7 protein-coding genes are annotated in these 16929 nt (G+C 41.6%); 6 read left to right on the plus strand and 1 reads right to left on the minus strand.

The window, feature by feature from the left end:
• Positions 1–20 precede the first annotated feature (20 nt).
• Positions 21–2498, plus strand: a complete 2478-nt coding sequence (locus V7K36_RS26360; protein WP_335120633.1) for an ATP-binding protein — start codon at positions 21–23, stop codon at positions 2496–2498.
• Positions 2499–2907: 409 nt separating this feature from the next.
• Here V7K36_RS26360 and hmpF read toward each other — a convergent pair whose 3' ends face one another.
• The gene (hmpF, locus tag V7K36_RS26365) at positions 2908–4671 is read right to left on the minus strand and encodes a pilus motility taxis protein HmpF (protein ID WP_335120634.1); all 1764 of its coding nucleotides are present in this window, start codon (positions 4669–4671) and stop codon (positions 2908–2910) included.
• Positions 4672–5249: 578 nt separating this feature from the next.
• On the opposite strand from hmpF, the gene V7K36_RS26370 reads away from it, so the two are divergent.
• The 5 genes from V7K36_RS26370 to V7K36_RS26390 all read left to right on the plus strand — a co-directional run bounded on the left by V7K36_RS26370 (position 5250) and on the right by V7K36_RS26390 (position 16833).
• Positions 5250–6434, plus strand: a complete 1185-nt coding sequence (locus V7K36_RS26370) for a response regulator (protein ID WP_335120636.1) — start codon at positions 5250–5252, stop codon at positions 6432–6434.
• A gap of 376 nt (positions 6435–6810) precedes the next feature.
• Positions 6811–7176, plus strand: a complete 366-nt coding sequence (locus V7K36_RS26375) for a response regulator transcription factor (RefSeq protein ID WP_069073698.1) — start codon at positions 6811–6813, stop codon at positions 7174–7176.
• Positions 7177–7189: 13 nt separating this feature from the next.
• Positions 7190–7720 carry a chemotaxis protein CheW gene (locus V7K36_RS26380; RefSeq protein ID WP_292767238.1) on the plus strand — a complete coding sequence of 177 codons (531 nt, stop codon included), beginning with the start codon at positions 7190–7192 and terminating at the stop codon, positions 7718–7720.
• A gap of 14 nt (positions 7721–7734) precedes the next feature.
• Positions 7735–10677, plus strand: coding sequence for a methyl-accepting chemotaxis protein (locus V7K36_RS26385; RefSeq protein WP_335120637.1), 2943 nt, complete (start codon positions 7735–7737; stop codon positions 10675–10677).
• 255 nt (positions 10678–10932) lie between these two features.
• Positions 10933–16833 carry a hybrid sensor histidine kinase/response regulator gene (locus V7K36_RS26390; protein ID WP_335120638.1) on the plus strand — a complete coding sequence of 1967 codons (5901 nt, stop codon included), beginning with the start codon at positions 10933–10935 and terminating at the stop codon, positions 16831–16833.
• The last annotated feature ends 96 nt before the right edge of the window (positions 16834–16929 follow it).

Here is a 16929-nt window from a genome sequence, read left to right on the forward strand (position 1 = left end):
GATTTAATTAAAGGCAGTGTATGGAAGAAGTAATTTTCACCTATTTAACATCAATCAAGAATGAATTAAAGGAAACTGGTAGAAAAAGAAAAAATCTTAAAATTAAAAGTATTCTTAACCAACTTGGTTGTCAGCGTAGAAGTCAGTCACTTATTGACAAATTCAATAACTGTTTAGCTGATTTGGGCTTAAAAATAATCCCAGCATTTAATATTGATTTATCATATGATGAAAGAGTCGCTATTTACTTTGATGGAGTTACTTCTACAAAAAATGAAGTAGAAACGATAGATTCTATCGCAGAAAAAAATAGTCTAAATTTCTTGAACCCTTTAAAAGTTAAACATGATTTATTCTATTATTTATTTGATTTTGATTCTGAGCAAGAATACGAGACTTTTCAAGCTTGTTTAGACTCAAATAAACCAGTTGGTTTATTCCTGATTCCATCCAAAGAGGATTTTTATTCTGATGTTGTAGCGAAAATTTTAACTTATGAACTAATTCGCAAAAAACAATATATAGGAGTGACTCCAAAATTAGTGACTTTCCATGCAAATTTTAATAGTTACCTTAATGAAAATGAAATAAATGAATCTGTAAATACTGGTGATAAATCTGAATTCCCATCCTCAAGTATTTTGCACTTTAGTCAGTCAACAATGACCAATGTAATACTGGGAAATACAAGTTTTGATCTAATTGAATCAGAAAAATTTGAGGAACAATTTAACGAGCTATCACTGTATACTAATAAATACTATTCAGAACAACTTTTCATTATATTTCATTGTCCTTCGCAAGCTGAGATGCATAAGCATCAGAAGCAGGATTTGTTTGGATATTTGGTAGATACAATTGCTAAAAAGCTACCATTTGTATTTACATTAAAGTGTAAGTATCCTGACGATAAATCAGTTCCTCTTGAAGTTAGGATAGACATACAACATCATCTAAGTATTTTATTAGAATCTCCAAATTATATTTCAGATGATGATAGTTTATCAATAATTGACTATTTTTTAGAACTACAGAAAATACAAGTTCAGGCAGAAGCTCAGTTACTCATTAATATGAAAAATGAGCATTTCAAAACTTTGGTTTATGGTTATGAGTCTGATGAACACATATACCTCAAATATTTTGCTATTAGAACTCTTGAATGCCAGGGTCATAATCTATCTCAAATTCGCTGTGAAGCAACAGTTAATCCTGACAGTAATGAGACAGATGGAAAATCAAAAGTCAAGAGAAGACCAGATGTTTATATTGAGAATAATACAATAGTTGAGGTAGAAACATTAAGAGGTAAGGCATCTGGAGAGAACGTTTTTCTTCATTTAATACAAGATATATCAATAAAAATAGATGGATGGCCTAGTAACGTAAAGAATGTATGGCTGGTTCTTCCTGGATTTGAAATTGCCCGGAATTACTATCAACTTAAAAAAACACAAGAAATTTTAGAACAAAAATTAATAGAGAAATATGATAAATCAGTGAGCTTTTATATTATGGCTCCTGATTATGAAAATCATCAACTCATTCCTGTATCGTTTGATTTGATAAGCTATCTACCCCATGAAATAGGAACAGTAGTTCATCCAGGTCCAAAACCTGGCCCTCCAGAACCACCAGTAATTAACTTTGAATATGTAAAGGGTTTAAATGAAGAGAAGAGTAGGCTTAATAAACTCTTAAAAATACAGTTAAAAGGAATTAATAGTGGTATTAACGGAATATTATTTTTTGGCTTACCTGGATGTGGTAAAACTCTTTTAGCAAATGCGTTTGCTAACGAATCTGGAAGATACTTCTTTAAGCTTTCTCCATCTGATATTCAGAGTGTGTGGATTGGACAAAGCCAAAAAAATTTAAGAGCTATTTTTGCTCAAGCTAAAAAGAAAGCTCCATCTGTCGTATTTATTGATGAATTAGATAGTATTGGCTTTAGTAGGAATGAACTATACGCACATACAGATCAAAAAGCGACGATTAATCAACTACTAATAGAATTAAATAATATTGGAGAGCATAATGTAATCGTTATTGCAGCAACAAACTATCCAAGTGGCATTGATAATGCATTGAAACGTTCGGGGAGATTAGATTGGAAAATACCTATTTTTCCACCTAATGCAACTGAAAGAACTGAGCTATTCAAACATTACCTTTCACTATCAAAAGTTTGTGATAATCTTTCAGTTACAACCGAAAGTTTGAATTTAATAGATTATGAAAAATTAGGGAATGAAAGTAAAATGCTAACTCCTTCTGACATTGAGCTAGTCTGCAAAGAAATTAGAAATGATATTTTACTTGAGGAAATTTCGCCTGAATTAACAACTTCATGTGTGGCTTCTTATATAAATAACCTTAGAGAAGGAAATTTAACACTAATACAATCCCAAGTTTCACAATTTATAAGTGAGTGTAAGAGCTTAAGTATAAAAAGTTATAAGCTTGAACAGCTAGAGAATGAGTGGAATCTTTATTGAATCAGATATAAATTAAAAATTAATACCAGACCCATTAAACTTTGGAAAGTATAGCGCCCAACCGATCGCAAACTGATCCATTTCCTGGTGGTGCGATCGGTCAAGTAGAAGGCGACTGGATCTGCTTGAAATAGTTATTTAAAGTCTTTTTGTGATCAGGGACGATGCACATTATTAGTTTTAGAATCTTAAGAAAATATGCATAAACCCATGTAGATTGTCAGGAAGCATTAAGCAATGGTCAAATTAAATATAAAACCTCACCCTGCCTCCGGCTTCCCTCTCCTTACTAAGGAGAGGGATTGAGGGTGAGGTTTGATCTTATATTTAATTACGCCTACCTACTTAAGTTCGTAGTTGGGCTTTAGCCTAGCTTAAGCCCCTTGTCTCACCAAAGCCCCAGAACTTGTTAAGACGCCAGTAATTCTGGCTGAGGCATTAAACTTTGAAGAGTATGACGCAACTGTGCGATCGCTTGCACTTGAGAGTCACCAGTTTCCTGGAATTGATCCAAAGATTCTCCAATTCCTTGCAGCTTTTGCCGTAAGCTATCCAGAGAATCCTGAATTGGTTGTAGTGCTTCTTCATAGAGATTCACTCGACCACAGCATTCAGCAATTGTTCTTCGCAGGAACAGCAAGTTTTCCTCGATCGCTTTAAGTTCTTGGCGTTTTTCATCCAAATCGTGAGTTTGATTGTCAATCATTCCCTGATTTAGCTCAATACCAGCACGGATCTGCTCAATCTCACGTTCCAACTTTTGGATTTCTTGTGAATATTGTTGTCGCTGGGTTTCAATTTGTAACAGAATCGGTTCTAAATTAATTTGGTTGTTGCTTTCTTTTTCATCAGCAACAGTATGTCCTTGTCGCCGTAACAGTACAGCTTGGTGTTGCTTGAGAAACTCCTGATGCTGTAACATATTGCGGCGTTGTCCCACTAAACTGGAGTTTAGCATCTGATAGAGGTCTTTTTCATCCGTTAGTTCCAGTTCCAAATTGATGTGGTCATGGTCAGATGCGTGATTGATTTTAGTTTGCAGTTCTTCTATAGTTTCTTGTTTATATTCCAGTTCTTGTTCTTGATCGTGAACAAAGCTAGCGTCTATTTCCATCTTATATTGCAAGTCTTGTACTATTTTTTGTAGTTCTTCTAAAGACTTTTTCTCCAAAGCTTCCACATCAACTTGCTGACCAAGAACTACATCACCAGATGTTGCAGCCAAAGACTGAACCTGTTGATATAACTCTTCTTGGTTTCGTAACTGCTCTTTGATTATCCGAGCATACTCTTGCTTGCTCGTAAGGTCTGCTGTATTCACCTGTAATTGCGTTATGTGCTGGGCTAGAGAATTTTGTGCTTGAACACAAGCGTTTTGGCGATCGCTAAAGTTTTGTAACAAACCCTCAACTTCTGCTTGCTGTTGAGCGATCGCAGTTTTTTGCTCCTCCAATTTTTGCCAGTGTGGGGTAAGAGTAGCTTGCTGCTTTTCGACCAATTCAAAAGCCAAATGGAGGTGTTCTCTGACTGTTTCCGTGGGAGCCGCATGACTAGACAAGCGATCGAGTAACTCACTCATTACCCGACTTTGCTCCTCATCCAAAACCGTCCCTTGTTTAAAATCCCCTTCACGTTCCTCTAGACGACGCTGCTCACCCCGCAAATGCTCCCAAGCGCCTTCCAACTCTTGGCGATTGCGCTCATTTTCTGTTTGCAACCGTTCAAGTTCCTGGCGCGAGGTGTCAACTTGCTGTCTTTGCTCCTCTAGGCGTTGCACCTCATCCTCCATTTCTTCCAACTGTTCTGATCGTACTTCCATGTCCATTTCACGGCGATTCAACTCTTGCGCCTGAAACGTCAGCGACTGCTTCCACTGATCAATCTCATCTTCCTTGAGCTTAAATTTCTCCAATTGGCGAGAAAAATTCTGCAAAATGTTGACTAGTGGACGCCCTGCTTCTTGAATCCGCTGCACTTGGCGATTCGGATTCAGTTCAACCAGTACCAAAGCACCATCATTTAATTTGCTTGCGTCCTCAGCAGCAATCACATCCTCCGACACAGTACTCCAATTCTGGTCAGTTCGCTGACAAGCTAGCAGTTTCAGTTCAGTTTTGGCGCCGCCACTGAGTAAACCACCTTTCTGTTTTTGTACTTCTGCTAAATACAGCACACCGTTAGTCCTTTACCGTTAGTCCTTTATTGATGCACTTAAAGTTCGTGTTTTGGGATATACCTGAAATAATTCTGTTAACTTGGCTCACTGAACCAAAGTTTAGGAGCATAAGACAGACAAAACTATAGACGCGAGATATTACGTCTTGGATACTTATAAAAGCAGACTTGATCGCGCCTTTATATTTTGTACTGATGACAGTGATGATGACTTCCGTGTTAACACTAGCTTTGTCGAAGTGTATTACGAAAGATTAAGGTTTATAGCTTAATGTATTCTGCCATGACAACAAAGCATAGGGTAATAATCTTTCCAATACTCCATAATCAATACTTAAACTACCTACTCAAAAAATGGAAAAATTGCGGGACACAACTATTAACAATTCAAAATTCACGCATTCAAAATTTAAACATTTTAGACAATTTCAGACTCTTATTTAAACCCGGACTGAAATTGAGCGGAGTCGGAGACACCGAAACTCCGAGCTACGTGTAATGGTACAGGTCTTCAACCCTTCGATTTCCGATAAATAATATTAACGGCATTACAAGGAAGGAGTACTTTTTAGATAAATGCAGGGAAATTTAAATGAAATTGATATTTGCAGTATCCTGCAATTGATTGAGTTGGGACAGCGAACTGGGCAACTATGGGTAGAAGCTCATAGCTCTCACCATAAGAACAAACTGGGTGGAGAGGGAGCAAGTATTTATCGCCCGAAACAACAGTCTTGGTTTGTCTTTTTCCTGAATGGTCAAATTATCTATTGTCAAGAAGGCGAGAGTAGTTTATCCAGAATTAGGGATTATTTACGCCATTACCGAGTTGAAATGCGGCTCACCGACAAACAAATTGCTTCCTTACCATCAATCGACGCGTCAGAGTATGCCTATCTTTGGGCACTCCTGGAACGGAATATCATCAACCCAAAGATAGCTGGTAGTATCATTTACAGCTTGGTGCATGAAACCCTTTTTGACCTGTTGAGCTTACACCAAGGTAACTTCATTTTCCATCAGGGTGCGGCACTTGCCCCGCAATTAAATACTTTCGAGATTGCTCCATTCGTTACAAAAATTACGAAACAGGTGCAAGAGTGGAAGCAATTCTATCCACACATTCAGTCTCCAGAACAATTGCCAGTGCTATCTGACAAAATTCAGCTCCAATCCTCGCTACCAGAAGCAACCGTGAATAAGCTACAACATTGGGCTGATGGTAAAACATCCTTGCGTCAACTGGCTCGCTATCTCAACCGAGACATTTTGACAGTCGCTAAGGCAATATATCCATATGTGCAACAGAGTTGGCTACAACTAGTCTATTCAGAGACAACTAAACCAAATGCCCACACGGATAACGGGGAATTGAAAGAAAAACACAAGGGGCGGATAGTATGTATTGACGATGCGATCGCTATCGGTGAGACTATAAATTCCATCCTACAACCACAAGGTTATGAAGCGATCGCCCTCACCAATCCCTTAGAGGCACTGAGTCTGGTTTTTCAACTCAAACCGGATTTAATTTTATGTGACATTGCCATGTCGGAATTGGAGGGGTACGAGGTTTGCGCCATGCTGCGACATTCAACAGCATTTCGGCTGATACCGTTTATCATGCTTACTGGTAAAGATGGATTTATTGATCGAGTCAAAGCTAAGATGGTCGGGGCTACAGATTATTTAACAAAACCGTTTACAGACACTGAGTTACTTATGCTCGTAGAGAAATATATCAACATAGACTCTCAATAGAGCATAGGGCAGAAGAATTTTAGATTTTGGATTTTGGATTTTGGTGAAGTAGCGCGGTCTTGGGGGTTTCCCCCATGAGTGACTACTGAACCCGGAGGGATTGAACATCTAAAATCTAAAAGACACTTGAGGACTGGCTAACGTGAATCCAAAATTGGGGAGGCATGGGGCATGGGGCAGATAAAAAGATCCAAGATTTGTTGATCTACTAAAAGATCAGGTAAAAGATGTTATCACAGAGTCAGCCTACTTAGTGAAAGATCAATATCCAGGAAAATAGTGAAAAACTAGAATTAATTTATACAGTTAATACTTGCGGAGGAATCAGGGAATGTTCCAAGTAGGAACGTTTACATCAGGAGGTAGATAGACACTTATGAGTACAGTTCTGATTGTGGAAGATAGTATCGCGCAAAGGGAGATGATTACAGACCTCCTGAAAGCAACTGGCTTAACTGTCACCCATGCCAGTGACGGATTAGAAGCATTGGAGGCAATTCAAATAGCACCTCCAGATTTAGTGGTATTGGATATTGTCATGCCCCGGATGAACGGCTACGAAGTTTGTCGGCGGTTAAAATCCGATCCAAAAACCCAAAATGTCCCTGTGGTGATGTGTTCTTCCAAAGGCGAAGAATTTGATCGCTATTGGGGCATGAAGCAGGGCGCAGATGCCTACATAGCCAAACCGTTTCAACCAACCGAGTTGGTGGGAACAGTCAAACAACTGCTGCGAGGATAAGGATAAAAGCAATATGGTCAGCAAACCGGACTTTTTAAGTGGTAGCGGTCAAGACCATTTCCGTCCTGAATTACAAGTAGAAAGTCCTGAAGGTGAGTTACATTTGAGGTTTTACATACCCTCGCATCAGGAGTTTGCACTACAAGCAACTGGTATCCGGGAGGTAATTGAACTAAGTCCTGATAGAATCACCCCGATTCCTAATGCTTCTCCTTTACTTTTGGGTACTCTAAATTTACGAGGTCGAGTTATTTGGGTGGCTGATTTGGGTCAATTTCTTGGGGAAGCAAGTGCATTAAACACGGATAGAGCTGAAATTTCGGTGATTGCCATTGAAGAGCAAGACACAATAGTGGGTTTAGCAGTAGAGGAAATCGGTGGTATGGACTGGCTGGATGTCCAGAATCTCATGCCACCAACTAATGTTCCCGATACTATGGCTCCCTTTTTACGTGGAGAGTGGTTATTACGTGCTAAAAATAATCAGTCTCTACGACTGCTCGATCAAATGGCAATTTTACGGAGTGCGCGGTGGGCAGGATGAAATTGGAGGAGGAAATGGCAGCAAGTATTGATAATCACGAGCCAACATATCAACAGGCGATGACCGCCTATGTCCAAAGGGATTATGAGGTTGCCGCTAGTTTAGTTGACCAAGTGGTGCAAAATTTCCCAAATGACCCTAACTCTCATTTGTTACGGGGTCACATCTACTATGTTTTGCAGCAGTACGATGTTGCAAAAGAACAATATCAACTGGTATTACAACTGAGCGACGATCAAGAAATTATTGGTTTTGCCAATAATGGAATTGAGAATATCAATCAATATTTACAGTCATTCAGTGGGGAGATTGATACATCAGGAAGTCAAGGGGAAATAAATTCCTCAGAGATGTCTGATCCACTGGTATATAGCAAACAAGAATTAGAAGATTTGGGCGCTAGTGAGGATTTTGACAGCAATAACCTTGATTTGAACTTTTTTGGAGAGGTTCAAGAAACTGTGAATGGCGTTGAAGAGGTATCTTCAAAAAGCCCATTTGACATACCTACAGAAGATAGTATTGGAACAGTAAAAATATCAGATTCTTCTCCAGTTTTTGGTGACGACCCTTTTGCCTTCAATGAAGAATCACTAGAACAAGAGTCAAATAGCAACTCGGAGGAGAAAACAGAATTGGAGTTGCCTGCTTTCTGGCAGGAAGATGTATCAGAAGATAGTCTGGAAGAATCATTAGTAAATAGTCAGTTTTCAGATAATGGGATAAATTCTGATCATGGAAATTCAGCTATTGACAATAATAACTCTTCATCTTCTAATTCCCAAACTGGTAATAACGAGAATAATTTCTCTGATTTGTTGAGTGAAGCAAAGTCTCCAGAGCTTGCTATTGGTAATTTAGAATATAAAAAATCTAGTTTTGGAGACGAAAGTTTACTGATTATTGAAGAAGAACTTAGAAATGGTTCGGCAACAACAAATAACTTGGAATCCAGCAGTCAAGAATATTTGCCAGAAACCGAGGCACATGATTGGTTAAAACCAACAAATTTGGGAACAGAGTCAGATTTTGTTCCTGATTTATCTGATGATTCTTCATCTTTTAGCAGCAATCTTCCTCTGGAAGAAAAGCAGTTAAAATCAGGTGAAATTATCGGGGGAAATAACTTTGATGACGATGAAAACTTTGATATGGAAGCATTTGAGTCGGCCTTTGGCTCAGAGGGATTAAGCTCTTATGAAGACTCAAACAATATACTAAATGGAGAAAGTTCTAAGAGTAATATCGAGTTTTTAGATGACTTTGAGGAATTTGACGATTTAGGCAACATTCCAGGGTTTGACCTGACGGAAGGAGGTTCTAACTTCGGTGATCTAGCAATGCATTCTGCTCCAGCAGAAACTAGTGGCAGTGGAAGCCCTCAAACCGCGGAGGCTTTTTTAAGTGATGCAGCTAGCGATCGCGATGAGGAACTATTCTCGATGACTGGTTCCCATGAATCAGTTCCAGTCTTTAGCCAAACAGATGTCTCGAAACTAGAACCCAATGTCAGCATCGAGCAAGGCTGGTTAGCACCATTAGAGAATGCCTCCATAGAAAGGAAACAATGGCTAATTGCTGGAAGTGTGGGCATTGTCTCGGCGCTGGTTGTAGCCACAGTTAGCTTTGTTGCCACCACATTTTCGCCAGCCCAACAACGAGAATCAGTCCGAAACACAGGTTGGGCAATGTCATTAGCATCTGGGATTGCCGGCTTTGCTACCGCCGGCTTCATGGGGAATCTGGCGCTTAAACAAATTCGGCGCACAACTGATGATCTCCAAACTCAGTTTGAGGCTGTACGTCAAGGAAATCTGAATGCTCAAGCCACAGTATTTTCCGAAGATGAATTGGGGAATTTAGCCACTGGCTTTAATGAAATGGCGCGGGTAATTTTCACGACCACAAGTGAAGTCCAACGGAAAGCCGATGAACAAGAGGAAGCCAAAGAAAACCTCCAACGCCAGGTGATTCGCCTGTTGGATGATGTGGAAGGAGCTGCTAGAGGAGATTTAACAGTCCAAGCGGAAGTGACAGCAGACGTACTGGGTGCTGTCGCTGACGCCTTTAACCTGACAATTCAAAACCTGCGGGATATTGTGCAACAGGTAAAAGTGGCAGCGAAGGATGTGACAAAAGGTGCAACCAACTCCGAAACCTTTGCTAGAGCCTTATCTGGTGATGCGTTGCGCCAAGCAGAAGAGTTGGCAGTGACGCTGAATTCTGTACAGGTGATGACCGACTCGATTCAACGGGTAGCAGAGGCGGCGCGGGAAGCTGAAACCGTCGCCCGCGATGCTAGTACGATCGCCCTCAAAGGTGGGGAAGCAGTAGAAAATACTGTGGCGGGGATTTTGGAAATTCGGGAAACCGTTGCCGAAACCACCCGAAAAGTCAAGCGGTTGGCGGAATCTTCCCAAGAAATTTCTAAAATTGTGGCGTTGATTTCCCAAATTGCTTCGAGAACTAATTTACTGGCACTCAATGCTAGTATTGAGGCGGCAAGGGCGGGAGACGCTGGACGCGGATTTGCGATCGTCGCAGATGAAGTGCGCCAGTTAGCAGACAAATCTGCTAAATCCCTGAAGGAGATTGAACAAATTGTGATGCAAATCCAAAGCGAAACCGGCTCGGTGATGACCGCGATGGAAGAAGGCACACAACAAGTAATTAAAGGGACAAAATTGGCAGAAGAAGCCAAGCGATCGCTCGAAAACATTATTCAAGTGGCGAATCGTATCGATATTCTTGTGCGCTCGATTACCAACGACACTGTGGAACAAACTGAAACCTCCCGCGCTGTCGCTCATGTAATGCAATCAGTAGAACTCACTGCCCAAGAAACCTCCCAGGAAGCACAGCGAGTTTCAGGTGCCCTACAACACTTAGTAGGTGTATCCCGTGACTTGATCGCCTCCGTTGAACGTTTCCGAGTGGAAACTATGGAAACTAGGTAAAAAAGTTAGGAGTTAGGAGTTAGGAGTTAGGAATAAAAATCACAACTTACAACTCACAACTCATGACTTGGAAAAAAGTTAGGAGTTAGGAGTGAGGAGTTAGAAATAAAAATCACAACTCACATCTCACAACTCATAACTTGGAAAAAAGTTAGGAGTTAGGAGTTAGAAATAAAAATCACAACTCACAACTCATAACTCATAACTCATAACTCATAACTCATAACTCATAACTCATAACTCATAACTTTTGCCATGCTGCCGGAACAACAACAGCGGATTTTGGGTTACTTTATCGAAGAAGCCAGGGATCACCTGAATACCATTGAGCAGGGGTTGCTGAATCTAGAGGGTACCTTGAACGACCCAGAAATGATCAGTGAAGTCTTCCGGGCGGCTCACTCCATCAAAGGAGGAGCGGCGATGCTTGGATTGACTAGCATCCAGCATACCTCCCACCGTCTGGAAGATTGTTTCAAAATTCTCAAAGATAATCCGGTTAAGATTGACGAAAAGTTAGAGTCTTTATTTCTCGGTGTATCTGATACTCTAAAAGCGCTGTTAGAGCAGTTGAGCGGGCCATTTGGTCTTTCTGAAGATGCGGCTAATACTTTGATGTCAGAAACTGAGCCGGTTTTTCAATGGCTGTATCAGCATTTGGAACTACTTGTACAACAAGCGAACAGTGGAGTAGCCAGCAGTCTTGACGCCACAGAACTACACACAACCTCTGAAGATAATGTCTCCACACTTACAGAACTTTTCCTGCGGCGAGATATTCCCGGTTTGGCAGAAGACATCCATCAGGAATCTCCAGAAATATCCTTCTCTGTAGCACCCCAAGAGGTGCGAGACGCTCGAGGACTCAGTAACGCTGGGCTATCGCCAAAGACGTTGGCGCAACCAGACGATCGCGGACTCAGTAACGCTGGGCGATCGCCAGTCACCGCTAAAGAAAATAATACCTGGAGCGAGTTTCAAGCTCAAGTGTTGCAAACACTGCGGGAAATGTTGAAACTGTTTAAGCAAACCACAACACCCTCAACTCGGGAAAACCTTCAACAATGCTGTTATCAGTTAGTCAAACTTGGTGAGACTTGGAATTTGTCCAAGTGGTGTGGTTTGTGTCAAGCAGCAGCCAGTGCGATCGGCAATCCTGAAAATACTTATCTCACGTTAGCTAAAATTGTTATTACCGAAATCAAGCAAGCTCAAGAATTAGTCCTGCAAGGTAGGGAAGCCGAAATTGCAATTAGTCAGCAACTAGAAGCACTTTTGAGCTTTGCAGAAATTGAGTTATTAGAAATTACCCCTGATTTGTTTGATGAACAGCTTGCGGCTTTGACAGAATTATCAACTGCCTCAGAGCCAATTCTATCTGGTGACACCCAGCCGTTAGTCATAACTAACCTAGCCCAGGCAACTGAAGAACTTAATCTAGACGAGGATATTAGCGATGGCTACGCCAACGTCAAGGACGAACGCCCCTATCCTCTCCAAGGGACACTACTAAACGTTGCAACTCACACTAGTCTTGCTTTCACTGCACATGACGAAGTACATCCAATCAGTAGCAATCTTGACCACAATGGGCCAGAGGTAGGAATAGCTGAGTTAAATACACTTGCCGATTTATTTGCAGGTGAGACTCCCGAACTAGATGAAAGTTGGCATCAAGAAGAAACCTTAAATATTGTTGCGATCGATGACTTTGGAATTGATTTGGGCAGCACTGAGGCTGAGGACGCTCATAACGATTTATTCGATTTACTTTCTTTTGATGAAGACATCAGCAAGAAGCAGCATCCAACAACCACCGCTGCGACAGAAGATTTATCCCTATTATTTGGCGACAATTTCTTAGAAAAAGAGAATTCAGAACCGCAAAATCAACAAAAATCTGCTCCGACTTTAGAGTTAAGTGATATTAACGTAGTTGATATAAATTTAGACTCTTCTTCTTCGGAAAATTTACAATATTTTACTGATGTTACTAGCCATACAAACCAGTCTCCTGGGGAGATTGTCCAAAATAGTGTCAATAAAAACGATGTCGTTGAAGATTTATTGACACTGCCACTAGATGATGATATTGAACTATTGCCTACAGGCGAAGTAACTCAACCAGAAACTGAAGCGATCATCGGTGTGGAACTATCTACCAACCAACAAAACAGTTTTGATAACTTATTCTTAGAAACTAGAAATGCAAATTGGGTAGAAGAAATTACCCCTAGTGACTATATAGAATTACCCCAACAAACAGGCTTGTCTTTGGATAGCCTGTTTGGTGAAATGGAAGAACAGACACTACTGCCTACAAGTGAAGCAGAAATTGGTGATTTATTTGATACATCTGCGGCAACAGCGCCTGAGTCTTCTGAATCAGAAAATGATCTGAGCAACTTCTGGAGCGAGGAAACCACAGAGGAACAGGACGAATTCGAGTCCTTAATTGAGCAGAATGTGGAAAGGGCGTTAGAGGAGAGTTTGTTTGCTGATAACATTTTTGCTGATAGTCAACAGCCCATAGTTTCTCCTATAGCCAGTTTTGACATAGAAGAAGATTTTGATCTCAATTTCCAGCGTCAAGAGCAGCTAGATTTACTATTCTCATCAGATTCTGGAAATGATTTATTTGATCAGTTAGCACCGAGTAACTCAACTATTTCCCCTGTAATCAATGATGCTTCCACAACTGAAACGCCGTTATTCGCGCCGCATCCAGAGGAGGAAATTCTCAGGCGATCGCAACAACCAGAAGCTTTAGATTTTGTTCCAGAATTTACTAATCAGCCCCCAGAGATATCTGATGTTGATCTGGAACTTAATTCATTCGGCTCTTTGGATGAACTACCGACTAGAAAAACTTCTCTAGATATCAATTTTGGGGAAACTTCAGATTTAGTATCACCCCAAGTACAGCCAGATGATTTGTTTGGCTCTTTCGATGAAAATCCGCAACTGCTGTTTGAGGATGTAGCCAGAGATGACTCCACCTACATTCAGATGGAAACCACAGATAATACTGTGGATGAACTACCGACTAGAGAAACTTCTCTAGATATCAATTTTGGGGAAACTTCAGATTTAGTATCACCCCAAGCACAGCCAGATGATTTGTTTGGCTCTTTCGATGAAAATCCGCAACTGCTGTTTGAGGATGTAGCCAGAGATGACTCCACCTACATTCAGATGGAAACCACAGATAATACTGTGGATGAACTACCGACTAGAGAAACTTCTCTAGATATCAATTTTGGGGAAACTTCAGATTTAGTATCACCCCAAGCACAGCCAGATGATTTGTTTGGCTCTTTCGATGAAAATCCGCAACTGCTGTTTGAGGATGTAGCCAGAGATGACTCCACCTACATTCAGATGGAAACCACAGATAATACTGTGGATGAACTACCGACTAGAGAAACTTCTCTAGATATCAATTTTGGGGAAACTTCAGATTTAGTATCACCCCAAGCACAGCCAGATGATTTGTTTGGCTCTTTCGATGAAAATCCGCAACTGCTGTTTGAGGATGTAGCCAGAGATGACTCCACCTACATTCAGATGGAAACCACAGATAATACTGTGGATGAACTACCGACTAGAGAAACTTCTCTAGATATCAATTTTGGGGAAACTTCAGATTTAGTATCATCCCAAGTACAGCCAAGTGATTTGTTCGGCTCTTTCGATGAAAACACCGATGAGAATTCGCAACTGCTGTTTGAAACGGTTATTCAGGAAGATGTAGAAACCTATTTGTGGGATCTAGGAGAGACATCTGAAGTTGCACCAGTATCAAAGGGAGAAAATGCTATTATTGCCCCGACTGAAGAATCGGCAACCGCAGAAACCATTGAAATAGTTGCTCCAGAAGATGAATTTGCAGACTTGGCAGCATTACTAGGAGAGGAAGTAGCACCCATCCCCAAAGCTAAGGAAATACCAGAACTAGATTTTGATGCCCTGGAAGAATTGCTAGGTACAGATAACGACGAGGCGGCTGCTATATCTAGCGATGTCTACGACGGGCTACGCCAACGCCAGCCCTTGAACACTCAACCAGTCTTGGCTAAAAATGCCCTTCCATCACCAGGCACAGATGAATTTGGTGACTTGGAGAAGTTGCTGGCAGAAGCAGATCAAACAATATCCCATTCCCCAGTAGTAAAATCTAACACCAGCAAAATTATACGCCCCTCCACTCGTCGGGCTGCGAGATTTGAAGAATCGATGAAGGTTCCAGTTAAGCAACTGGACGATATGAGTAATTTAGTTGGGGAGTTGGTGGTAAATCGCAATACCTTAGAGCAAGATAACGAACGGCTGCGGCAGTCACTAGATAACTTGCTGATTCAAGTACAACAACTCTCGGATGTGGGCGCAAGGATGCAGGAGTTGTATGAGCGATCGCTACTGGAAGCTTCTCTGTTAGCTGGACGCAAAAAGAAAGACTCCGGTTTGCCAGCCTCTGATTTCCATGCCGATAGGGGTTTTAGTGAGCTAGAAATGGATCGGTTTACTCCTTTTCATACACTCTCCCAGCAGATGATTGAGCGCATTGTCCGTATACGTGAATCGTCTAGTGATATTGACTTTGTTACCGAAGAAACCGAGCGAGTAGCGCGGCAGTTCCGCCAAGTAACCACCCAGTTACAAGAGGGATTAACAAGAGCGCGAATGGTGCCTTTTGCCCAAACTATCGATCGCTGGCGGCGAGGAGTGCGTGACAATGCGATCAAGTGTGGCAAACAAATAGAGTTGGTGATCGAAGGTGGTGATACCTTAATTGACAAGATGATTTTGGATCATCTGACCGATCCGTTAACTCATATGCTGAATAATGCGATCGCTCACGGTATTGAAACGCCAGAAGAGAGGCAAGCTGCTGGTAAACCACCTGTGGGAATCATTACTATCCGTGCCTTCTACCAAGGCAACCAAACTATCCTTTCTGTAGGCGATGATGGCGCAGGTATCGATTCCGCAAGGATTAAAGCTAAGGCGGTAAAGATTGGCATGATTACAGAAGCGCAGGCAAAAGCCATGTCTCGCCTGGAAGTCTACGATCTGCTGTTCCAGTCTGGTTTTACGATCAAAGATCAGGCAGATGAAATTTCTGGTCGTGGTGTGGGTATGGACGTAGTGCGCTCCGAAATTAGCGAAATTCGGGGGACAGTGACCACCGATTCGACAATCGGTAAGGGAACCACCTTCACAATTCGTCTGCCACTGACTCTGAGTATTTGTAAAGCTCTTTGCTGCGTCTCTGATCGATCTAGAATTGCTTTCCCGATGGACGGTGTAGAAGATACGCTGGATATACCAGTCAAAAATATTCAGCATGATGCTAATGGGCAATCATTTATTTCCTGGCGCGATACGGTGCTGCCATTCCGACCCCTGAGGGAACTTTTAACCTTCAATCGCCAGATCAGTCGCGGCAATGTCTATGGCGGCACCAGAGATGATGATATGGTTTCTGTAGTTGTGGTGCGATCGGCAAATACCATGATTGCTTTACAGATTGACCTGGTGTTGAGCGAACAAGAAATTGTAATTAAGCAATTTGAAGGCCCAGCGCCTAAACCCATTGGTGTAGCTGGTGCTACAGTCCTGGGTGATGGTCGGATTATGCCTATTGCTGACGTGCTGGAAATAATTGACATCTTCCAGGGACGGATTTCTACACAACTTGGTGGCAGTTCTTGGCAACAGAAAGCTACTCCCCCAGACACATCTGTTGCGAAGATTGACCCGACAGTGCTGATCGTCGATGACTCAATTACAGTTCGAGAATTGCTATCCCTGACGTTTAACAAAGCAGGTTATCGCGTAGAACAGGCGCGTGATGGACAGGAAGCTTGGGATAAACTCCGCTCTGGTCTGCCTTGCGATATCGTATTTTGCGATATTGAAATGCCCCGTTGCGATGGTCTGGAATTACTATCTCGCATTCAGAAAGACCCAAACCTCAACCACTTACCGATCGCTATGCTCACCTCGCGGGGTGCAGACAAGCACAGACAAATTGCAGCTCAACTCGGTGCTAGTGGCTACTTTACCAAGCCCTATCTCGAAGAAGCTCTACTTGAAGCTGCGGCGCGGATGTTGAAAGGGGAAAAACTTCTTAGCAGTACAAGTAATGTTTAGTGACACTAGTAAACTCAGCGAGTTCCGTGAGGAACTCGCTGAGTTTACTAATTCTTGGTTCATGCAGTCCACAAAACATGATTAGTTTCCCAATCA

Origin of the sequence: Nostoc sp., from assembly GCF_036919555.1 — a bacterium.
Classification (GTDB): domain Bacteria; phylum Cyanobacteriota; class Cyanobacteriia; order Cyanobacteriales; family Nostocaceae; genus Nostoc.

Bases quoted from the DNA above. Each gene is read 5' to 3' on its own strand.
- V7K36_RS26360 (WP_335120633.1), top strand. From the start codon at position 21: ATGGAAGAAGTAATTTTCACCTATTTAACATCAATCAAGAATGAATTA.
- V7K36_RS26370 (WP_335120636.1), top strand. From the start codon at position 5,250: ATGCAGGGAAATTTAAATGAAATTGATATTTGCAGTATCCTGCAATTG.
- V7K36_RS26375 (WP_069073698.1), top strand. From the start codon at position 6,811: ATGAGTACAGTTCTGATTGTGGAAGATAGTATCGCGCAAAGGGAGATG.
- V7K36_RS26380 (WP_292767238.1), top strand. From the start codon at position 7,190: ATGGTCAGCAAACCGGACTTTTTAAGTGGTAGCGGTCAAGACCATTTC.
- V7K36_RS26385 (WP_335120637.1), top strand. From the start codon at position 7,735: ATGGCAGCAAGTATTGATAATCACGAGCCAACATATCAACAGGCGATG.
- V7K36_RS26390 (WP_335120638.1), top strand. From the start codon at position 10,933: ATGCTGCCGGAACAACAACAGCGGATTTTGGGTTACTTTATCGAAGAA.